Source organism: Mordavella massiliensis (assembly GCF_016901695.1).
GTDB classification, from domain to species: domain Bacteria; phylum Bacillota; class Clostridia; order Lachnospirales; family Lachnospiraceae; genus Claveliimonas; species Claveliimonas massiliensis_A.
In genome coordinates this window covers 59,862-78,921 of sequence record NZ_JACJKS010000006.1, presented here as the reverse complement: position 1 = coordinate 78,921, position 19,060 = coordinate 59,862, and the positions used below count along the sequence as shown (strand labels likewise).

Here is a 19,060-nt window from a genome sequence, read left to right as displayed (position 1 = left end):
CCATGAGATAAGGAGGATACAGGTGGTTATGAAGAGAAGAATGGTAGCTGTCTTACTGGCAGCAGCAATGGCAGGAGCCATGATCACAGCGTGCGGCTCTGAGGAGACGGCGGAGACATCCGCATCTGAGGAGACGGCCGCAGAAGACGGCGCGGCAGAAGAGGAGGACGCAGCCAGCGACGGATATGTGTCAGCCGAGGACGCGGTCGAGGCGGCGAAGGCCGGCGGCACGCATGTGCTGGATGTCCGCGAGTGGGCGAACTATGTGGAGGGCAGGGTGATCAACTCCGAGTGGTGCCCTATCTTCCCGTTGGAGGACGACTCCCTGGCAGAGGGAATGACAGCTTACGCGGAAGAGAATTTCCAGGACGATGAAGATATCTACATCATCTGCAACAGCGGACAGAAGGGAGCCCAGAAGGCCACGGAAGTCCTGCAGGAGGCAGGTATTGATGCGGCGAGACTGTTTACCGTCGAGGGCGGAGCCAAGGCGCTGGCTGAGGTGGACGGAGCGCTCACAACGAACCGTACGGAAGACAGCATCGAATGGCAGTATGTGTCCGGCGCAGAGGCTGTTGAAGCGGCAGGCGGCGGGGACGTGCAGATCCTGGATGTGCGCGACGACGATACATATGCACAGGGCCATCTGGAAGGATCCCTGCAGTGCAATCTGAAGGAGATCGAAGATCCGGCTGCCCAGACGGCAATGTACGAGCTGGCCACCTCTGAGATGGATCCGGAGAATCCGGTGTACCTTCTGTGCTACAGCGGAAACAACTGCGCGAAGACAGGTATCTCTGTCCTGAAAGACGCAGGATTCCCGCTTGAGAACCTTTTCATCATTGAGAACGGCGCCAAGGATGCAGACGTATCCGCAGCGTTTGTGACAGACTAAGAAATAAATGACAGGGAGGCCGCTTTTGCGGCCTCTGTTTGTGTGTCCTTTGCGGTTTCACAGAAAGGGGATTCTCGGGAATAAGTATAATAAACAGTTGCTAATGCCATGATTTCTTTTTAAAATGATAAAGAAAAGATTTAATAAAAAGAAGAGTGGATAAATATGGATCATTGTGAGACGGCAAAATTATTCAAGGCTTTTTGTGATGAAAGACGGTTGGAAATACTGGATCAACTGAGATCAGGGGAAAAGTGTGCGAAAGATCTGATCGAGCAGCTTGATATCGGGCAGTCCACACTTTCGCATCACATGAAGATTTTGTGTGATTCCGGGGTGGTAAGTCTGCGGAAAAGGGGAAAATATGCTTACTATTCCATTAATGCGGCAGAGGGCAGTCATATAAAAGAAGTGATCGATGCGCTCGTCAAAATAGAAGGATATAAAAGCAGGGGGAGGAAAGAGATATGACCAAAGAAGATGTCCTGGCAGAATTTGAAAAAGGGTATGATTGCTGTCAGGTGATTTTCCAGTACTGGGCTGAAAAGGCCGGTATGGACAGCGAGACTGCGTATAAGCTTTCTACCGGCTTTGGTGCAGGTATGTTTCAGGGAGAAACCTGTGGAGCTGTCATAGGAGCATATATGGCGCTCGGATTGAGATACGGGTATTACAAGGCCGGGCAGGAGGGAGAAGAGCAAAAGGTACTGGCGGTTATGAAAGATGTTCAGTTTCGACAGAAGTTCCTTGAAAAATATCCTTCTACAATGTGCAGGGAATTATTGGGAGCAGATTTTTCTACGCCTGAGGGAGCAAGGAAAATCAGGGAGGAACAGAAAATGATCACATTTTGTCCTCAACTGGTGGCAGATGTCAATGAGGTGCTGGAAGAAGTCATACAGGCATGAGTTATAGATGACTTAAATAAAAACGCTGGTTTATATCTATTATCAATTGGACGATGCTTTTTGCAGGGTGCTAATATTGATATATCTAAATATTTAGATATATCAATATTTTTATTTGGAGGAAAACAAATGAAAAAGACAGCATTATTTCTGGCACTTATTTTGACAGTTGGTCTCGTGGGATGCGGGGGAACGACAGAAGATCCTGCGGCTGAAAATAACAGCGCAGGGACCGGGGAAGTGGCCGCAGAGCCATTTGAAGGGGAGTATATTGTAGATGCAGATTACGTAAAAGAAAATCTGGATGACATTATTTTAGTGGATGCCCGCGGAGATGAGGCAGCAGCAGAGGAAACGATTAAAGGAGCTGTTCCGATTATGTGGCAGTACCTTGCGACCTGCGAGGATGGCGTATCAGGAGATGCAAACTGGGGATGTATCCTTGATCCGGAGCGCCTGAGTGTCCGCCTAAGTGAAAAGGGTCTTGATATGGACAAAGAGATTGTGTTATTTGCAGCCGCACAGGACGGCTGGGGAGATGACGGACGTATTGGCTGGGAATTACTTGCGGCAGGATACGATGACGTAAAACTGGTTAACGGGGGCTTCAATGCGTTAAAAGAGGCTGGAATCGAGACACAGAAGGGTGGGACAACGCCGGAGCCGGCAGACGTTACAGTAGAAGCGATTGACGAGACACATCTGATCAATACCGATGAACTGAAAGCAAATTATGACGATTATAAAGTGGTTGATGTCCGGGCTGATGAAGAATATGACGGAGAGACTCTTTACGGGGAAGTAAAGGGCGGACACCTTCCAGGTGCGATCCATATCCGTTATACAGATCTTTTCCAGGATGATGGCACGTTAAAGAGCAACGACGAGATTGTCCAGCTTTTTGAGGATGCAGGGCTTTCAAAAGAAGATCAGATTGTTACATATTGTACGGCGGGAATCCGCTCAGCATATATGCAGTTGATTCTGGAAATGTGTGGTTTTGAAAATACTAAGAATTACGATGAGTCATACTACAGATGGTGTGCTGTGGAAGAGGTAGAATAAATAGAAAAAGACGAGGACAGATTGGTGAAAAAGTATGCTCCTAAACTTATATTGCTCCTGGTTATTCTTGTTTTTGCCGGAATGTATATGTGGATCCCTGTAGTTAATTCAAAAGTGAACTATATATTCATGCTGTTCAGTTCTCTGAGTGTGGAAAGCATCATAGGATATCTGAGATCTTATGGACCATATGCAGCGGCGATTTCCTTTCTACTGATGATTTTTCAGTCCGTAGCAGCTCCGCTTCCCGCATTTCTGATCACTTTTGCGAATGCTGCTGTTTTCGGATGGTGGAGAGGCGCGATCCTGTCCTGGACCAGCGCCATGGCAGGTGCATTGGTCTGTTTCCTGATCGCAAGGATCGCCGGTCGTGACGTTGTGGAGAAGCTGACATCCCGGTTTGCGATGGACAGTGTGGACACTTATTTTGAGAAATATGGCAGGCATACCATCCTGATCTGTCGTCTTCTTCCTTTCGTTTCATTTGACCTTGTAAGTTATGCGGCGGGACTGACATCTATGAAGGCGCTTCCGTTTATAGTTGCTACAGGTATAGGCCAGCTTCCTGCGACACTTGTTTATTCCTATGTCGGCGGAATGCTGACAGGTAGCGTTAAGACAGTAGTGACAGCGCTTTTGATTCTGTTTGCACTTTTTATATTTATCTCTCTGGTGCGGAAGATATATAGTGAAAAAGGCAGTGCTTCTGCTGAAAAGAGGGAATGATTCTGTGGAGGGAGCAATGGCATCGGAAATATCCGGTGCCATTTTGTTTTGTACTGGCGACGGGCCAGAGTCCGTGCCTGCCAGCGCCCTAGGCAGACCACAGGTATGTACAGTTCTAAAAAGATTGCATTATGTCCCTGTATATGTTATCCTGTCTGTATCTTCTGAGACAGATCAGATCTATTTTTCAATTCACTTCTGTTGTATCTGTAATTTTTCCATTTTTTTACGATGCTGAAAGGATGCGGGGGTGGTTCCCATGCCGGTATAAAACTACATAATCAGTTTGTAAGATAAGGTTGCACGCAGGAAACAAGATGTATTATACTGGAGAAGAACAAATGACAAAGAGAAAGCTACAGTGGCATCCCGGCTTCTGCGCGGCTTTGCGGATCGCTATGCAGGATCAGATGGAATATCTGGAAATGCAGGAGGAACATCTGCTGAGTAAAAAGCCGCTGCAGATGGACGTCCTGATCATTAAAAAGGTGCGGGATATCGCAATCCAGAACCGGATCGGCCGGATGTTCAGAACATACAATATCATAGAGTACAAGTCGCCGGACGATTATCTGAGTATCAATGATTTTTATAAAGTATACGGATATGCCTGTATTTATCAGTCCGATACAGATCGTGTAAATGAGGTTGATCCGAAAGAACTTACGATTACCTTCGTATGCAGCCATTACCCGCAAAGACTGCTCCGGCATTTGAAAGATGCCCGGGGAATAAGTGCGGAATATCAGGGTGACGGGATATATTATCTGAAGGGAGATCCGATCCCCATGCAGCTTTTGATCGCACCGAAACTGGCAGGGACTGAAAATTACTGGCTGCGGAGCATGCGGACAGATCTGCGGGCAGGACAGGAAATACAGACCTTAATGGCAGAATACGAAAAACACAGGAAATCCCAGGATTATGCTGCCGTGATGGACTTGATCACGCGGGCAAACTGGGAACAGATGGAGGTGGAGAAAAAGATGTGCGATGCACTGAAAGAATTGTTTGCAGAGGAATTGAAGGAAGCTGACAGCCGGGGCAGGACAGAAGGCAGGACAGAAGGAAGGGCGGAAGGACAAAGAGAGATGGTGCGGGCTTTCCTAAAAGCCGGCGCGGATCTGAATATGATCCGGGAGGCCAGCGGGTTTAGCGAGGAGCAGATCGAGAGGATAAGGAAAGATATAAAAGAGTGAGGAAGACTTTTGCGGCGGGAGCCCTGGCATCGGAGAGATCCGATGCCTTTATTTTATCAGAAAGTACACCCCCGCATACGCCGGCAGATCCAGCCGGAAGACGCCCTCCCGGTCCGTCTTTTCTGCCGGGGGCATCTCCCGGCTTTTGCCGCTGTACCGTATCAGATCGCTGGAGAGCGCAGGGGCAAGCGTTTCTGCACCCGGAACCTCCAGAAGATACCCGCCCTGCGGTCGGTCGGAGAAGTTGAAGACAGCCGCGAGGCGCTCCCCCCGGCTCCGGCGCTCGAACGCGTAGATGCACCGCGCCTCCTGGTGGCAGTCCAGCCACCGGAAGCCGTCCGCTTCATAATCCATCTCCCAGAGGGAGCTGTGCTTCAGATAGAAGTGGTTCAGATCCGTCATAAAGTCCCGGAAGCCGCAGTGGATGGGGTAGGTAAGGAGGCTCCAGTCCTGCTCCCGCTTCTCATCCCACTCCCTGAGCTGGCCGATCTCGCCGCCCATGAAATTCAGCTTTTTCCCGGGATGGGCGTACATGTACAGGTAGAGGGCGCGGGCCTGGGGGAATTTCCCGTCGTAGTCCCCGTGCATCTTCTGCAGGATCGTGGCCTTGCCGTGGACGGACTCGTCGTGGGAGAGGGGCAGCAGGTAGCGCTCCTGGTAGTAGTAGGCCATGGAGAAGGTGAGCTTGTGGTAGTTTCCCGCCCGGTATGCCGGCGCGGTGCGGAAGTAGTCCAGGGTGTCATTCATCCATCCCATGTCCCATTTGTAGTCAAAGCCAAGCCCGCCTTCCTTCGCCGGTTTTGTGATATCCGGGAAAGAGGTGGAGTCCTCGGCCGCCAGGATGACGTTCGGATGAAGTTTTTTCAGGCCGCTGTTCATGTGCCGCAGAAAGGCGACGGCGTTCTGGTTCACGCCCCGCTCCGGCTGTCCCTGCCAGTAGATGGCCCGGCTGATGGCGTCCATCCGCAGGCCGTCCATGTGGTACTCGGTGAGCCAGTAGCAGGCCGCGGACTGGAGGAAACTGCGCACCTCGCCCCGGGAGTGCATGAAGTTGCAGCTGCCCCACTCGCTCTGGCCGACGGCGGCGTTTGGGTACTCGTAGAGGGCGGTGCCGTCATAGCGGGCGAGGGCGTAATCGTCCACGGCGAAATGGACAGGCACAAAGTCAAGGAGCACGCCGATGCCGCTTAGGTGGCAGGCATTGACGAAGGCTTTCAGCTGATCCGCCGTACCGTACCGGGAGGTGGGGGCGAAAAAGCCGGTGGTCTGGTAGCCCCAGGACTCGTCGCTTGGGTACTCGCATAGGGGCATGAGTTCCACATAGTTGTAGCCGGCCTTTTTAAGATAGGGGATGAGGATGTCCGCCATCTCTGTGTAGGAGTACCAGGCGTCCGGCTCGTCAGAGGGTTTCCGGAAGGAACCGAGGTGGAGCTCATAGATGTTGAGGGCTCTGTCACGGCAGTCGGAGCGCTGTCTCAGCCAGGACCTGTCCTGGAACTGAAAGCTGTCCGGATCCCGGATGACGGAGGCGTTGTGCGGGCGCAGTTCCATGCCGCAGCCGTAGGGATCGCAGTGATCGATGCAGCGGCCGTCCCCGCTGCGGATCCTGTATTTGTACAGCATGCCGGGGGCTGCCCCTTCCACCCGCGCTTCCCAGAAATTCCCGTCGTGCACCCGTTCCATGGGGATCTCCTGCCAGCCGTTCCATTCCCCGATCAGGGCGACACTCCCGGCCGCAGGGGCGAAGGTCCGGAAGACCACGCCCGTCTCCTCTGCATGGGCGCCAAGATACTTGTATGCGTCAAAGACCTTTCCTGTGTAAAATCCGTAAAAATCCATAACAGTCCTCCCAAGATAATAGACATCCGTCGGTTTATGGCTTATACTTATCATATCTGAGGCGGGAAGTCCACCGACGATTTTGCCGGTCTGTCGGAAAACCGACATTTTGGGGGAATCGTCGTTTTACGGGATCTTATGATGCGGGAAGGAGAATAGAAGATGGATCTGCGCATTGAGAAGACAGAGAAGGCGGTGCGCAACGCGTTTATGGAGCTGCGGGCCGGGAAGCCGCTGGAGAAGATCAGCGTCAAAGAGCTGTGCCAGAGGGCCAGGATCAACAAGTCCACGTTTTACGCCCACTACAGCGATATCTACGCGCTGTCGGAGACGCTGGAGCGGGAGACGGTCTTATCCATCGTGAACAGCATCCCGGATCTGAAGGCGCACTCTGCCCGGAATCCGGACGCCTTTACCCGGGCGCTCTGCCTTGCCTTTCTCTCCAATATTTCCCTGATCCGCGTCCTCTTTGCAGGGAAGGAACAGAACCATCTCGGGAGCCAGCTGGAGCGGGAGCTGAAGAAGGTGATCTACCGCAGGTATCCCCGGTATGAGGGGGACCCGGAGAAGGAGGTCCTCTTGTCCTACTGCATCCAGGGAGCCTACCACGCCTATCTGAACACCTGTCTTCACGGGGCGGCCGCAGACACGGATGCGTTTGTCCGGACGGTGGAGAAGATCGTCCGCTGCCTGCAGCCTCTGTTCTGAGGGGCGTGGAAGAATATTTTTTTAAAAGTCTTGTAAAAAAGTATCATCTGTATTATATATATTAATACAGATGATACTTTTTTGAGAGGAGGCGGGCGTATATGATCATTTCTCTTGATATGAGCAGCGATGTACCCATCTATCTGCAACTGCGCAACCAGATCGTCACAGGGATCGGTAAGGGGGAGCTGCGGGCCGGGGATCCCCTTCCCTCCGTCCGGCAGATGGCCAGGGATGCGGGCATCAACACCATGACTGTCAACAAGACCTATCAGATCCTGAAGGCGGAAGGGTTTATCGAGATCGACAGGCGCAAGGGGGCTACGGTGCTGCCGGCGGGACAGCAGGCAGACTGCATCCGGGAGAAGCTGGAGGCGGATCTCGAGCTTCTGTCTGCGGAAGCCTGCCTGAGGGGCATGAACAAAGACGAGTTTATGCAGATCTGTGAAGAAATGTTTACAAGTATGCATCCAAGAGAAAGCGAGGGATAACTATGGAAATATTAATGTTTCTTATATTTCTTGTTTCAGATCTGATCGTCGTACTTCTCTGCAAGTACAGTTACGGAAAGAAATGGGAGTACCGGGAGGGGATGATGCTCGGCGTCCACATCCCGGCCACCTGCGTCCGGCATCCGGAGGTGGAGAAGATTTGCAAAAAAACAGAGCGGGACTGGAACCGGTTCCACCGGGTCAACCTGATCGTGAGCCTTGCCCTCTGTCTGCTCTGCTTTGCCGATATCATACTTTTTATGATCCTGTGGACGCTCTGGCTTCTGGAGTACATGGCGGGGCTGGAGTACCTCGTCATTGTCCCCCACCGCCTGATGTACCGGCTGAAAGTCAGGGAGGGGTGGACCGACGAGCGGAGCCGGAAGATCGTCCGCATCGACACGGCGGTCTCTGCGGCCGCCGGAAAGCTGGCGCTGGACTGGAAGTGGCACCTTCCCATCCTGGTCCTCACCGGTCTCTCCGGTCTTCTGAACGTGGGGGCGGCGCGAAGATTTGCAGTCGGCACGGAGGAGGCGTGGCCCTTCTGGCTTCTCTATGCCGCCGGAGTGGGCATCTGCCTGCTCTTTCTTGTCGTGCATGTGGGAATCGCCCGTCACCCAAACCGGGTGTACAGCGAGAATACGGATATTAACCTGGCAGCGAACCAGATCATGAAGCGCTCCTGGACGGAGGGGCTTGTCTACGGATCCTGGCTGAACGGCATTGCATGGATCTATCTGGCAATCTCATATTACTGGTACGGACTTGATATGTCCTGGCTTTCCCTTGGCATCTATACAGTGCTCCTGCTTGCCTCGATAGCAGCGCTTATCGTACCGGTGGCTCTCTCGGTGGGGAAAAGGCGGGAGGTGCTGGAGGCGGACACGTCCGCCTGCTACATAGACGATGACGAGTACTGGAAAAAAGGGTGGTACAACAATCCTTACGATCCCCACATTCTTGTGCAGGACCGCTTCAACAGCATGAACCTGTCCCTCAATTACGGCCGGCCTGCGGCAAAGGTTTTTACTATTGTGATGGCGGCTGTGGTGGCCGGGGTGCTGATCTGGACAGCCACCATCCTGGCGGAGTTTGTCAATGTGGAAGTGGTGTTTTCCAGGGAGGGGGATTCCTGGAGTTTTGAGGCGGCGGGATACGACTGCACCTTCACGGCAGATGAGATCCGGTCTGTCCGGCTGATCAACGCCCTGCCGGATGAGAGCTTCACGCGGACCAACGGGGGCAGCACGGAGAAGTACAATGTGGGGTATTTCCGCGGACGCGAGACGGGGAAGTGCATGATGTTCCTGTACAATGACAGCAGCCCCCTCCTGGAGATCCGGCTGGACGATATGACTGTATTTGCCAACAGCGACAGGGGGGAGACGACAAAGGAGTGGTACGAAAGCCTGCAAAAGAGCTGCCGGGGGACGGTGCACACGGCAGGATAAAGAAACAGTATTTGTGACCAGGTCACGGAAAAAGAAAGAAAACCGTGTATAATAGAGACAGAAGCTGAGGCAGATAAGCCCCGGGGACAGATAGAACAAAAAAGAAAAGGAGAATAGAATATGGCAGCATTACATTTCACAAAGGACAATTTTGAGAAGGAAGTATTACAGGCAGATGTGCCGGTTCTCGTAGATTTCTGGGCATCCTGGTGCGGACCGTGCCAGATGGTGCTCCCCATCATCGAGGAACTTGCCGGCGAGCTCACAGGTGTGAAGATCGGCAAGGTCAATGTAGATGAGGAGATGGAGCTGGCTAAACAGTACAGAGTCATGTCCATTCCGACTCTGATCGTCTTCAGGGACGGGAAAAAGGTGAACATGGCCATCGGCGCCAAGAGCAAAGAAGAGATCAAAGAGCTTCTCGGCGTATAAAAAGATATAAAAAAGTTTCAAAAACCTCTCAAACCTCTCAAAGATTATGAAGATATGCAGGGATGTGAAAGTCCCTGCATTTTTATTTACACGCCAGGCGGGCCGTGGTATCCTTTTTTACAGAGAAAAGAAAAGACAGGAGGAGTGACGGGATGATACAGAAGACAGCCATTATCGGTATGGGGGCGCTGGGACTTCTCTACGCGGACATCATCGCGTCTGCAAAAGGCCCGGCAGGCGTTTCTTTTGTGATGGACCGGGAGAGGCTTGAGAAATACAGGGGGATGGTCTTTGACTGCAACGGGCAGAAGAAGACGTTCCCCATGGAGTGCTGTGAGGACGCATCTCCCGCGGATCTGGTGATCGTGGCGGTGAAGTACAACGGACTTGCGGCCGCCCTTGACACGATGAAAAACTGTGTGGGAAAAGATACGGTGATCCTGTCCGTGATGAACGGCATCAGCAGCGAGAAGATCATCGGGGAGCGGTACGGACACGGCCGCCTCATTGACACAGTGGCCCAGGGCATGGACGCCATGAAGTTTGGCAGCAGGCTCACGTATACAAAGAGGGGGGAGCTGCGGATCGGCGCCGAGGATGAAAGCCAGGAGGCGAACCTGCGGCTTGTGGCGGCGTACTTTGACGAGATCGGGATGCCCTACACGGTCGAGAAAGATATCCTGCACCGCCTGTGGGGCAAATTCATGCTGAACGTGGGCGTCAACCAGACCTGCATGGCCTACGAGACAAACTACGGGGGTGCGCTGGCGGAGGGAAGCGGTGCGAACCGGACGATGCTGGCCGCCATGCGGGAGGTCATCGCCCTTGCCAATGCGGAGGGGATCCGGCTCTCCGAGCAGGATCTGGATGAATATGTGGACATCTTAAAGACCCTGTCGCCGGAGGGGATGCCGTCCATGCGGCAGGACGCGGTGTCAAAGCGCCCCACAGAGGTGGAGATGTTCGCGGGGACGGTGATCCCCATGGCCGGGGCGCACGGCATTCCGGTGCCGGCCAATGTTTTTTTATATGAGACGATCAAAAAGATGGAGCAGGCATATACATAAAAGACGATGCGTGCAGAAGGGAGCAGGTATGACGACAGACAGTGTAAAGATCGGATTTATCGGGTTTGGAAATATGGGGCAGGCGATCGCAGACGGATTTCTCTACAAGGAGGCCCTCGGCCCCTCGCAGATGGGCGCCTGCGCGCAGGATTATGAGAAACTGAAGAAGAATACGCAGGCGAGAGGCATGCACTCTTTTGCAGACAGCAGGCAGACAGTGGAATGGGCGGATGTGGTCGTGCTGGCCGTGAAGCCGTGGATGGTCGGCGCTGTGCTGGAACCGGTGAAAGATATGCTGGAAGGGAAGATCTTGTGGTCCGTGGCAGCCGGTGTCATGTTCGATGATTTTGAGAAGATGCTGCCGCCGGGGATCCATCATATCAGCGCGATCCCAAGTACGCCTGCCGCGGTGGGGGAGGGGATCTTTACCTGCGAAAAGAAGCATTCCCTCACAGGAGACGAGCATGCTTTTTTCTGCAGTATGCTCTCCAGGATCGGTCTGGTGGCAGAGGTGGAGACCGCAAAGGTGAATATTGCCAATACGATCAGCGGGTGCGGCCCGGCGTTTGCCAGTATGTTCGCGGAAGCGCTGGGGGACGCCGGCGTCATGTACGGGCTTACAAGATCCCAGGCGTATGAGCTGGCGGCCGGGATGCTTGCCGGCACGGGGAAGCTGATGCTTGGGCAGGGCAGGCATCCCGGACAGATGAAGGATGACGTCTGCTCTCCCGGAGGCACTACGATCCGCGGTGTGGCAGCTTTGGAGAAGGCGGGGCTGCGCAGTGCAGTGATCGGCGCAGTACAGGCCGCCATGGGAAAATATGAAGAATAGGCAGAAGAAAGACCGGTTCTTTGTGCGCTACGCCTGAGAGGCCAGCCTGCGAAGGGCGGCCTTGTCCGTCAGGCGGACCGCGCCGCGGGAGAGTTCCACATACCCTTCCTGAGAGAAATATTTCAGCATGCGCGTCACGACCTCCCTGGCGCTGCCCATGAGCCTGGCGATCTGCTCATGGGTCAGCTTCAGCTCGTCTGTGCCAAGGGAAGCGGACTCGTCCAGGAGAAAGATGGCGAGCCGCCGGTCAAAGCTCATAAAGAGGATCTGCTGCATGGCCCACATGACGTCCGAAAAACGCTCCGCGGCAGCCTTGTTGGCAAAGGCCTCCACATAGATGTTGTCGTGCATCAGAAGGGAGATGGCAGAGGAGCTGATCTGGATCAGTTCACAGTCGTCCACCGCGTCGATGTACACGTCAAAGGTGATGGCCGACAGGACGCAGGAGGCGGAAAGGATGCACAGTTCGCCCGGGTAGATGCGGTACAGGGTGATCTCCCTGCCGTCCTCGGACATCATGTAGACCCGGAGGGAACCGCTTTTTACAAGAAGCAGCCCCAGGCATTTGTAGTCCGCGCTGTGGATGGACTCTCCTTTCCGGTATGCCGTGCTTCCGGCGTGCTGGAGCAGCACTTTTTTTTCAGAAGGAGAAAGCTTCTGGAAAAAAGGAAGAGAAGTTACAAGGAATGCGCGTTCCGTTTCGTTCAGCATGATCATGTGCCTCCATTGTTTGTCGTGAATATTGTGTAAATGTAATTTATAGTGTATCTTAAAAGAACAGAAAGTACAAGAAGGAAGAAGGCAGAAGACATGGGAATACAGATGACAGAGACAGGTGTGGTGAACGCGAGGTTCCAGATCCCGCACCTGAAGCATATCGAGTATGTCCTGGCGGCGAAGATGCGCTGCCGGAAGCTGTACATCGGCATCACGAACCCGGATCCGTCCTGCGTGCGGGAATCCGTCAACGACGAGATCCGTTCCACGCCGGAGGCGAACCCGCTCACGTACCTGGAGCGCTTCGAGATGATCAAGGCGAGTATGGAGGAGTTCGGCGTTCCAAGGTCCGACTACGAGATCGTGCCATTTCCGATCCACCGTCCCGAGTACATCACCCAGTATACGCCGGCAGATGCCGTGTACTACCTGGGGATCTGCGACGGCTGGGATGAGGAGAAACTGAAGATCCTGAAGGGACTCGGGCTTGAGACAGAGGTACTGTGGCGGCGCACCGGCGAAGAGTGCGGCGTCACCGGCACCTGGATCCGCAGTTGCATCGCCACCGGCGAGGAGTGGGAACACCTGGTTCCCCGGTGCGTGTACCAGTACATCCGGGAGCACGGGATCGACAAGCGGATAAAAAGTTCATAGCTGCCGTCATTGCCGTCATTACCGTCATTACCGTCATTGCGGACGTAACACTTTTAAAAAGTGTTACGTCCGCAATTGCGTTTTTCCGTTAGCCAAATGAATAAATAATTGTAAAGAACGTGAAAAAAGTGTGAATAATGACCATATACTATTGACGGGATTGGTATCTGTTACTAAAATATCCGTTAGTTAACTAACGAAAAGTGAGGTGCCGGATTTTGAGTGACAGACTAAACGGGAAAAATATGCCGATCCAGATGCTTCTGATGCGCAGCGGGCATCTGCTGAAATACCAGATGTTCTCCCTTCTGGAACAGTATGATATGAACCCGGGGCAGGTGGGCGTCCTGTTCATTCTGGAGCGCTACGGGAACCTGAGCCAGCGCCAGCTGGCGCGGATCGCGGGCATTTCGCCGCCGTCCATGACGGTGGCGCTGCGCAAGATGGAGGAGAAGGGCCTGATCGGAAGAACGCCGGATGCGGATGACCAGAGAAAGATACGCATCGATCTGACCGATGCGGGGCGGGCCCGGATCGGGGATATGAGGCAGCTCCTATATAGGACGCAGGAGCGCATGCTGGACGGCTTCTGCGAGGAGGAAAAGCTCCTTCTGCGCCGGTTCCTCCTGCAGATCGAAGACAACATCCTGCATTCGGGGGATATGGAAGAGGCGGATCTGTCCGGGATCTTCCGCCGCATGCACCAGAAAAATGAATTCTGACCCGCAGCAAAGAAGGAGTGACAAAAATCTATGGGTAAATTACTGAAATTTCTGAAACCGCACGCAGCCGCCGTGTTCGCGGTCCTGTGCGTGCTGATCGTACAGGCCTTCTGCGACCTGTCCCTGCCGTCCTACACGTCGGACATCGTCAATGTGGGCATCCAGCAGGGCGGCATTGACGAGGCCGTGCCGGAAAAGATCGGGGAGGACGAGCTGGAGCGCCTCCTCCTCTTCGTGCCCTCTGGTGAGAAGGACGCCGTAAGAGACGCCTACAAGGAGGCAAAAGATAGCGGTCCCGCATACGGCGGCACCGTTCTGGAACTGAAGGAAGAGGTAAAAGACAGCGAAGAGGAGCTGGAGGAACTGGCCGGCGTGTTGGGACAGCCGATGCTGCTGGCCTATACATTTGAAAACGGCGCTTCCGGCCAGGCGGAAGCCGGCGTACCGGACCCGGAGACATTCAAGGTGCTGGACGATGCATCCAGGGACCAGGTGCTCGCCCAAATGGAGGAGGGCATGAAGGATATACCAGACACCATGACGGACCAGGCGGCCGTCCAGTATATCCGTTCCGTCTATGAGAAACTCGGCATGGACATGGACGCCATCCAGACAAACTACATCCTTCTGACCGGCGGGAAAATGCTGGCCCTGGCCGCCCTTGGCATGCTTGCAAGCATCACGGTCGGCCTGATCGCCTCGCGGGTGGCGGCCAGCGTGGGAAGAGAGGCAAGGGGGAACGTATTCCGCAAAGTCGTCGGCTTTTCCAGCGGGGAGTTCGACCGGTTCTCCACCGCCTCCCTGATCACCCGGAGCACCAACGATATCCAGCAGATCCAGATGCTGACCGTCATGATCCTGCGGATGGTGCTGTACGCGCCCATCATGGCCGTGGGAGGCGTCTGGAAGGTGCTGAACACAAATGTGGACATGACCTGGATCATCGCCCTGGGCGTGGCGCTGATCTTTATGGTCGTCATCGTCCTCTTCCTGGTTGTCATGCCGAAATTCAAGGTCGTGCAGAAAATGGTGGACCGCTTAAACCTGGTGTCCAGGGAGATCCTGACAGGGATCCAGGTCATCCGGGCCTTCGGGACGGAAACATACGAGGAGGAGCGGTTTGATGCGGCAAACCGGGATCTGACCCGGCTGAACCTGTTTGTAAACCGGGCCATGACCTTCATGATGCCTGTCATGATGCTTGTCATGAACGGCATCTCCGTGCTCATCGTGTGGACCGGCGCCCACAGCGTGAACGAGGGCGCCATGCAGGTGGGCGACATGATGGCGTTCATCCAGTATACGATGCAGATCATCATGTCCTTCCTCATGATCTGCATGATCTCTGTCATGCTGCCCCGGGCCGCTGTCTCCGCGGAGCGTGTGGATGAGATCCTGCGCTGTGAGGCGTCCATCCGCGATCCGGAAAAGCCGGAAAAGCTGCAGGACTGCCGCGGCGAGATCTGCTTTGACCATGTGTCATTCCGCTACCCGGGCGCAGAAGAAGATGTGCTCCACGACCTGAGCTTCACGGCGAAGCCGGGGCAGACGACAGCCATCATCGGCAGCACGGGCAGCGGCAAATCCACGCTTGTAAACCTGATCCCCAGATTCTACGACGTGACGGAGGGCGCCATCACCCTGGACGGCCGCGACATCCGCAGCCTCACCCAGCACGACCTGCGGGCGCAGCTTGGCTATGTGCCCCAGAAGGGGATCCTCTTCTCCGGCGACATTGCCTCCAACATTCTGTACGGCAACCCGGGAGCATCGAAGGAGGAGATGGAGGAGGCGGCGCAGATCGCCCAGGCCACAGAATTTATAGAACATAAGAAAAAGAAATATGAAAGCCCCATCTCCCAGGGCGGCGCCAACGTCTCCGGCGGGCAGAAGCAGAGGCTGTCCATCGCCAGGGCCATCGCAAAACGCCCGAAGGTATTCATCTTCGACGACAGCTTTTCCGCGCTGGACTACAAGACAGACGCGGCCGTGCGCAGCGCGCTTGCCAGGAAGACAAAGGATGCGGCGGTCATCATCGTGGCCCAGCGGATCAGCACGATCCTCCACGCGGACCAGATCCTTGTCCTGGACGACGGCAGGATCGCCGGCATGGGCACCCACAGGGAACTCCTGAAACAGTGTGAGGCATACTACCAGATCGCGGCATCCCAGCTCTCCGAAGAGGAGCTGGCGCGCGACATGAAGGAGGCGGTTTAACATGGCGGAAAAAAGACAGATGAGAGGCCGCGGCCACATGGGCGGCGGCCGGCACATGATGCCCGGCGAGAAGGCGAAAGATTTCAGAGGGACCATGAAAAAACTCCTGGCATACCTGGGGAGGTACAGGATCGCCATCCTCTTTGTCATGCTCTTTGCAGTGGGAGGAACGGCCTTCAACATCATCGGCCCCAAGATCCTGGGAAACGCCACCACGGAGATCTTCAACGGCCTGGTGAGCCGCGTCTCCGGCGGGGACGGCATTGACTTTGGCAAGGTGGGCAGGATCCTCCTTTGCGTGCTGGCCCTCTATCTGGTAAGCGCGGCCCTCTCCTTCGTGCAGGGCTACATCATGACCGGCATCTCCCAGAAGATGACCTACCGGCTGCGCAGGGAGATCTCAGAGAAGATCGACCGCCTGCCCATGCAGTATTTTGACCGCATGACTCACGGCGAGATCCTCTCCCGCATCACCAACGACGTGGACACGCTGGGGCAGAGCCTGAACCAGAGCGCCACCCAGGTGATCACCTCCGTGACGACCATCCTGGGCGTGCTTGTGATGATGCTCAGCATCAGTCCCCTGATGACGGTCATCGCGCTTCTGATCCTGCCTCTGTCCATGGGGCTGATCTCTGTGATCGTCAGGCATTCCCAGCGGTACTTCAAGAGCCAGCAGGAATATCTGGGCCATATAAACGGCCAGGTGGAGGAAGTGTACGGCGGCCACAACATTGTCCGGGCCTTCAACAAAGAGGAGGACATCATCCGGACCTTTGACGGGACGAATCAGATCCTGTACCAGTCCGCCTGGAAGTCCCAGTTCTTCTCCGGCATGATGATGCCCATCATGCAGTTTGTGGGAAACCTCGGCTATGTGGCGGTCTCCATCCTGGGCGGCTGGCTTGTCATAAAGAACGCCATCGAGGTGGGCGACATCCAGTCCTTTATCCAGTATGTGCGCCAGTTCACCCAGCCGATCCAGCAGGTGGCCCAGGTGGCAAACATGCTCCAGTCCACGGCAGCGGCCTCCGAGAGGGTCTTTGCCTTCCTGGAGGAGGAAGAGGAGGAGAAGACAGCCGACTGTCCGGCGTCCACAGACGGCCTGGAGAGCCGGGTGGAATTCGACCATGTGCACTTCGGCTACAACCCGGACCACATCATCATCCACGACTTCTGCGCGCAGGTGGAGCCAGGCCAGAAGATCGCCATTGTCGGCCCCACCGGCGCCGGCAAGACGACCATGGTCAAACTGCTCATGCGTTTCTATGACGTGAACAGCGGCTCCATCCGCGTCGGCGGCCACGACCTGCGGGAGTTCGACCGCCACGACCTGCGCGGGCTGTTCGGCATGGTGCTGCAGGACACCTGGCTCTTTAACGGCACCATCGAGGAAAACATCCGCTACGGCAGGCTGGACGCCACCCACGAGGAGGTGGTGGAAGCGGCGAAGGCCGCCTATGTGCACCGGTTTGTGCAGACGCTGCCCGGCGGCTACGATATGGTGCTCAACGAGGAGGCCAGCAATGTGTCCCAGGGCCAGAAGCAGCTCCTGACCATCGCCAGGGCAATCCTGGCGGATCCGAAGATCCTCATACTGGACGAGGCCACAAGTTCGGTGGACACCCGGACGGAGGTCCGCATCCAGAAGGCCATGGACAACCTGATGCGGGGGCGGACCAGCTTTATCATCGCGCACCGCCTGTCCACGATCCGGGACGCGGATCTGATCCTTGTCATGAAAGACGGGGATATCATCGAGCAGGGCCGGCACGAAGAACTCCTGGCCCGGAACGGCTTCTATGCGGAGCTTTACAACTCCCAGTTTGAGAAAAGTGCCTAATCAGCACATTATGTCGCATTTTGCGAAGCGGGATTGAAAAACATAAATCCTTATGTTAATATCGTATATGTCGACACCATCTCTGCCTGCATCTGCAGATGTCATTTCTGAAAAAAGCAGCGCAGCCCTCTCTTTTGGGCCGCGCTGCTTTTTGATCGTGCACGCTACGAGATAAAAAGGGAGAACAGGACGGTCACGATGCCGCAGATCCCGATGGCCAGGCCGCTCATGGCCCCCTCTGTCTCGCCAATCTCAATGGCTTTGGAGGTCCCGACAGCGTGGCTGCAGGCGCCGATGGCCAGGCCGGCTTCCAGCGGATCCCTCACCCGGAAGAGGCGGATGAAGGCCGGAGCCAGGATGCTGCCCAGGGTTCCGGTGATGATCACCGCCACCACCGTGACGGGCACCACGCCGTCCAGCCGCTCTGTAATGCTCACCGCGATGGGCGTTGTCACCGACTTGGAGAGGAGGGAGAGGCTCACTTTCTCATCCAGCCCGAAGAGGCGGCACATGAAAAAGATGCTGCCCATGGAGGCGAGGGAGCCGCAGGTGCAGCCCACCAGGATGGGGAGCCAGTTCTCCTTAAGAAGCCGGATCCTCGTGTAGATGGACACGGCCAGGCAGGCGGTGGCAGGCGCCAGGAACATATTGATGATCTGTCCGCCCTCATTGTACGCCTCATAGGGGATGTCGAAGAGGAGCAGGATCCCTGTGACGAGCACGATGGCGATCAGCAGGGGGTTGAGCACCGTCAGACGGAATCTCTTCTGCACCTTCTCCCCGGCCCAGAAGGCCAGTATGCTCAGGGAAATGCCGAAAAACGGGGAAGAAAATACATCGCTCACTATCTTTTCCACCTCCTCATTGCCGCCGCGGTCAGCCGCACGCTCCAGGCGGTGACGGCAAAGGTGATGACCGTGGAGACCACGCAGATCAGGAGGAGCGGCACAACGCTGTCCGCCAGCAGATCCAGGTAATTCATGATGCTGACACCGGCCGGCACGAAGAAGAAGGCCATGTTGGAGAGCAGGAAATCGGATTTCTCCTGGATGTGGCCGATCTTCAGCACGCCGGTGAGCAGGCAGAGAAAAAGGAGGATCATCCCGATGACGCTGGCCGGGAAAGAGAAGGGCAGGAGCGCTTCAATGACCAGGCTGACCCAGCACAGCAGGAAGATGATCCCCACCTGTTTGATGATTTTCATAGAACAAGATCCTTTCTTTCGTATAGGCTTCCTCCATTATAAGTTGGAAATCATGCTCCGCGCAAGGAAGATTTGCGAAATCTTTTGCTT

At 55.1% G+C, this 19,060-nt stretch carries 20 protein-coding genes; 16 read left to right on the top strand and 4 right to left on the bottom strand.

The features are described from left to right. The first annotated feature begins 28 nt into the window (after nt 1-28). The 6 genes from H6A20_RS05915 to H6A20_RS05890 all read left to right on the top strand — a co-directional run bounded on the left by H6A20_RS05915 (nt 29) and on the right by H6A20_RS05890 (nt 4,793). A complete protein-coding gene (locus H6A20_RS05915; RefSeq protein WP_204906217.1) occupies nt 29-895 on the top strand; it encodes a rhodanese-like domain-containing protein in 867 nt (288 codons plus the stop codon). A 165-nt stretch (nt 896-1,060) separates the two neighbouring features. Then, entirely contained in the window at nt 1,061-1,366 is a 306-nt protein-coding gene (locus H6A20_RS05910; RefSeq protein WP_204906216.1) for an ArsR/SmtB family transcription factor, read from the top strand. Next, a complete protein-coding gene (locus H6A20_RS05905) occupies nt 1,363-1,803 on the top strand; it encodes a C-GCAxxG-C-C family protein (RefSeq protein WP_204906215.1) in 441 nt (146 codons plus the stop codon). The genes H6A20_RS05910 and H6A20_RS05905 overlap by 4 nt, the downstream gene beginning before the upstream one ends. Before the next feature lie 129 nt (nt 1,804-1,932). Beyond that, entirely contained in the window at nt 1,933-2,868 is a 936-nt protein-coding gene (locus H6A20_RS05900; protein WP_204906214.1) for a sulfurtransferase, read from the top strand. Nucleotides 2,869-2,889: 21 nt separating this feature from the next. Continuing rightward, nucleotides 2,890-3,594 (top strand): TVP38/TMEM64 family protein, encoded by a 705-nt coding sequence (locus tag H6A20_RS05895; RefSeq protein WP_420846592.1) that lies wholly within the window; start codon nt 2,890-2,892, stop codon nt 3,592-3,594. 341 nt (nt 3,595-3,935) lie between these two features. Continuing rightward, entirely contained in the window at nt 3,936-4,793 is an 858-nt protein-coding gene (locus H6A20_RS05890) for a 3-isopropylmalate dehydrogenase (protein ID WP_204906213.1), read from the top strand. A gap of 48 nt (nt 4,794-4,841) precedes the next feature. On the opposite strand, the gene glgB is transcribed toward H6A20_RS05890, so the two are convergent. Beyond that, on the bottom strand, nt 4,842-6,632 hold the full coding sequence (gene glgB / locus H6A20_RS05885) for a 1,4-alpha-glucan branching protein GlgB (protein ID WP_204906212.1): 1,791 nt from the start codon (nt 6,630-6,632) through the stop codon (nt 4,842-4,844). Between the two features lie 162 nt (nt 6,633-6,794). On the opposite strand from glgB, the gene H6A20_RS05880 reads away from it, so the two are divergent. The 6 genes from H6A20_RS05880 to proC all read left to right on the top strand — a co-directional run bounded on the left by H6A20_RS05880 (nt 6,795) and on the right by proC (nt 11,613). Then, nucleotides 6,795-7,340 (top strand): TetR/AcrR family transcriptional regulator, encoded by a 546-nt coding sequence (locus H6A20_RS05880; protein WP_204906211.1) that lies wholly within the window; start codon nt 6,795-6,797, stop codon nt 7,338-7,340. Nucleotides 7,341-7,441: 101 nt separating this feature from the next. Then, the gene (locus tag H6A20_RS05875) at nt 7,442-7,831 is read left to right on the top strand and encodes a GntR family transcriptional regulator (RefSeq protein WP_204906210.1); all 390 of its coding nucleotides are present in this window, start codon (nt 7,442-7,444) and stop codon (nt 7,829-7,831) included. 2 nt (nt 7,832-7,833) lie between these two features. Further along, on the top strand, nt 7,834-9,282 hold the full coding sequence (locus tag H6A20_RS05870; RefSeq protein ID WP_204906209.1) for a hypothetical protein: 1,449 nt from the start codon (nt 7,834-7,836) through the stop codon (nt 9,280-9,282). 120 nt (nt 9,283-9,402) lie between these two features. After that, the gene (gene trxA / locus H6A20_RS05865; RefSeq protein WP_204906208.1) at nt 9,403-9,714 is read left to right on the top strand and encodes a thioredoxin; all 312 of its coding nucleotides are present in this window, start codon (nt 9,403-9,405) and stop codon (nt 9,712-9,714) included. Between the two features lie 152 nt (nt 9,715-9,866). Then, nucleotides 9,867-10,781: a ketopantoate reductase family protein gene (locus H6A20_RS05860; protein ID WP_204906207.1), complete on the top strand. Its 915-nt coding sequence runs from the start codon at nt 9,867-9,869 to the stop codon at nt 10,779-10,781. Nucleotides 10,782-10,809: 28 nt separating this feature from the next. Next, the gene (gene proC, locus H6A20_RS05855; protein ID WP_204906206.1) at nt 10,810-11,613 is read left to right on the top strand and encodes a pyrroline-5-carboxylate reductase; all 804 of its coding nucleotides are present in this window, start codon (nt 10,810-10,812) and stop codon (nt 11,611-11,613) included. Nucleotides 11,614-11,640: 27 nt separating this feature from the next. On the opposite strand, the gene H6A20_RS05850 is transcribed toward proC, so the two are convergent. Further along, the gene (locus tag H6A20_RS05850) at nt 11,641-12,324 is read right to left on the bottom strand and encodes a Crp/Fnr family transcriptional regulator (RefSeq protein ID WP_204906205.1); all 684 of its coding nucleotides are present in this window, start codon (nt 12,322-12,324) and stop codon (nt 11,641-11,643) included. Between the two features lie 99 nt (nt 12,325-12,423). On the opposite strand from H6A20_RS05850, the gene H6A20_RS05845 reads away from it, so the two are divergent. The 4 genes from H6A20_RS05845 (at nt 12,424) to H6A20_RS05830 (ending at nt 17,766) form a co-directional block, all read left to right on the top strand. Further along, entirely contained in the window at nt 12,424-12,984 is a 561-nt protein-coding gene (locus H6A20_RS05845; protein ID WP_243426144.1) for a nucleotidyl transferase family protein, read from the top strand. A 218-nt stretch (nt 12,985-13,202) separates the two neighbouring features. Next, nucleotides 13,203-13,706, top strand: a complete 504-nt coding sequence (locus H6A20_RS05840) for a MarR family winged helix-turn-helix transcriptional regulator (protein WP_204906204.1) — start codon at nt 13,203-13,205, stop codon at nt 13,704-13,706. Nucleotides 13,707-13,736: 30 nt separating this feature from the next. Then, entirely contained in the window at nt 13,737-15,923 is a 2,187-nt protein-coding gene (locus H6A20_RS05835) for an ABC transporter ATP-binding protein (protein ID WP_204906203.1), read from the top strand. Nucleotide 15,924: 1 nt separating this feature from the next. Continuing rightward, complete coding sequence (locus H6A20_RS05830; RefSeq protein WP_204906202.1) at nt 15,925-17,766, top strand: ABC transporter ATP-binding protein; 1,842 nt, start codon at nt 15,925-15,927, stop codon at nt 17,764-17,766. 164 nt (nt 17,767-17,930) lie between these two features. On the opposite strand, the gene H6A20_RS05825 is transcribed toward H6A20_RS05830, so the two are convergent. Next, the gene (locus tag H6A20_RS05825) at nt 17,931-18,611 is read right to left on the bottom strand and encodes an LrgB family protein (protein WP_204906201.1); all 681 of its coding nucleotides are present in this window, start codon (nt 18,609-18,611) and stop codon (nt 17,931-17,933) included. Next, complete coding sequence (locus H6A20_RS05820; protein WP_204906200.1) at nt 18,611-18,970, bottom strand: CidA/LrgA family protein; 360 nt, start codon at nt 18,968-18,970, stop codon at nt 18,611-18,613. The genes H6A20_RS05825 and H6A20_RS05820 overlap by 1 nt, the downstream gene beginning before the upstream one ends. Nucleotides 18,971-19,060: the final 90 nt, after the last annotated feature.

Excerpts from the sequence above, each read along its gene's own strand:
- H6A20_RS05835 (WP_204906203.1), top strand. The coding sequence starts at position 13,737 with ATGGGTAAATTACTGAAATTTCTGAAACCGCACGCAGCCGCCGTGTTC.
- H6A20_RS05850 (WP_204906205.1), bottom strand. The coding sequence starts at position 12,324 with ATGCTGAACGAAACGGAACGCGCATTCCTTGTAACTTCTCTTCCTTTT.
- H6A20_RS05845 (WP_243426144.1), top strand. The coding sequence starts at position 12,424 with ATGGGAATACAGATGACAGAGACAGGTGTGGTGAACGCGAGGTTCCAG.
- H6A20_RS05915 (WP_204906217.1), top strand. The coding sequence starts at position 29 with ATGAAGAGAAGAATGGTAGCTGTCTTACTGGCAGCAGCAATGGCAGGA.
- proC (WP_204906206.1), top strand. The coding sequence starts at position 10,810 with ATGACGACAGACAGTGTAAAGATCGGATTTATCGGGTTTGGAAATATG.
- H6A20_RS05880 (WP_204906211.1), top strand. The coding sequence starts at position 6,795 with ATGGATCTGCGCATTGAGAAGACAGAGAAGGCGGTGCGCAACGCGTTT.
- H6A20_RS05830 (WP_204906202.1), top strand. The coding sequence starts at position 15,925 with ATGGCGGAAAAAAGACAGATGAGAGGCCGCGGCCACATGGGCGGCGGC.
- H6A20_RS05875 (WP_204906210.1), top strand. The coding sequence starts at position 7,442 with ATGATCATTTCTCTTGATATGAGCAGCGATGTACCCATCTATCTGCAA.
- H6A20_RS05910 (WP_204906216.1), top strand. The coding sequence starts at position 1,061 with ATGGATCATTGTGAGACGGCAAAATTATTCAAGGCTTTTTGTGATGAA.
- H6A20_RS05820 (WP_204906200.1), bottom strand. The coding sequence starts at position 18,970 with ATGAAAATCATCAAACAGGTGGGGATCATCTTCCTGCTGTGCTGGGTC.
- H6A20_RS05900 (WP_204906214.1), top strand. The coding sequence starts at position 1,933 with ATGAAAAAGACAGCATTATTTCTGGCACTTATTTTGACAGTTGGTCTC.
- H6A20_RS05870 (WP_204906209.1), top strand. The coding sequence starts at position 7,834 with ATGGAAATATTAATGTTTCTTATATTTCTTGTTTCAGATCTGATCGTC.
- trxA (WP_204906208.1), top strand. The coding sequence starts at position 9,403 with ATGGCAGCATTACATTTCACAAAGGACAATTTTGAGAAGGAAGTATTA.
- glgB (WP_204906212.1), bottom strand. The coding sequence starts at position 6,632 with ATGGATTTTTACGGATTTTACACAGGAAAGGTCTTTGACGCATACAAG.
- H6A20_RS05890 (WP_204906213.1), top strand. The coding sequence starts at position 3,936 with ATGACAAAGAGAAAGCTACAGTGGCATCCCGGCTTCTGCGCGGCTTTG.
- H6A20_RS05860 (WP_204906207.1), top strand. The coding sequence starts at position 9,867 with ATGATACAGAAGACAGCCATTATCGGTATGGGGGCGCTGGGACTTCTC.
- H6A20_RS05905 (WP_204906215.1), top strand. The coding sequence starts at position 1,363 with ATGACCAAAGAAGATGTCCTGGCAGAATTTGAAAAAGGGTATGATTGC.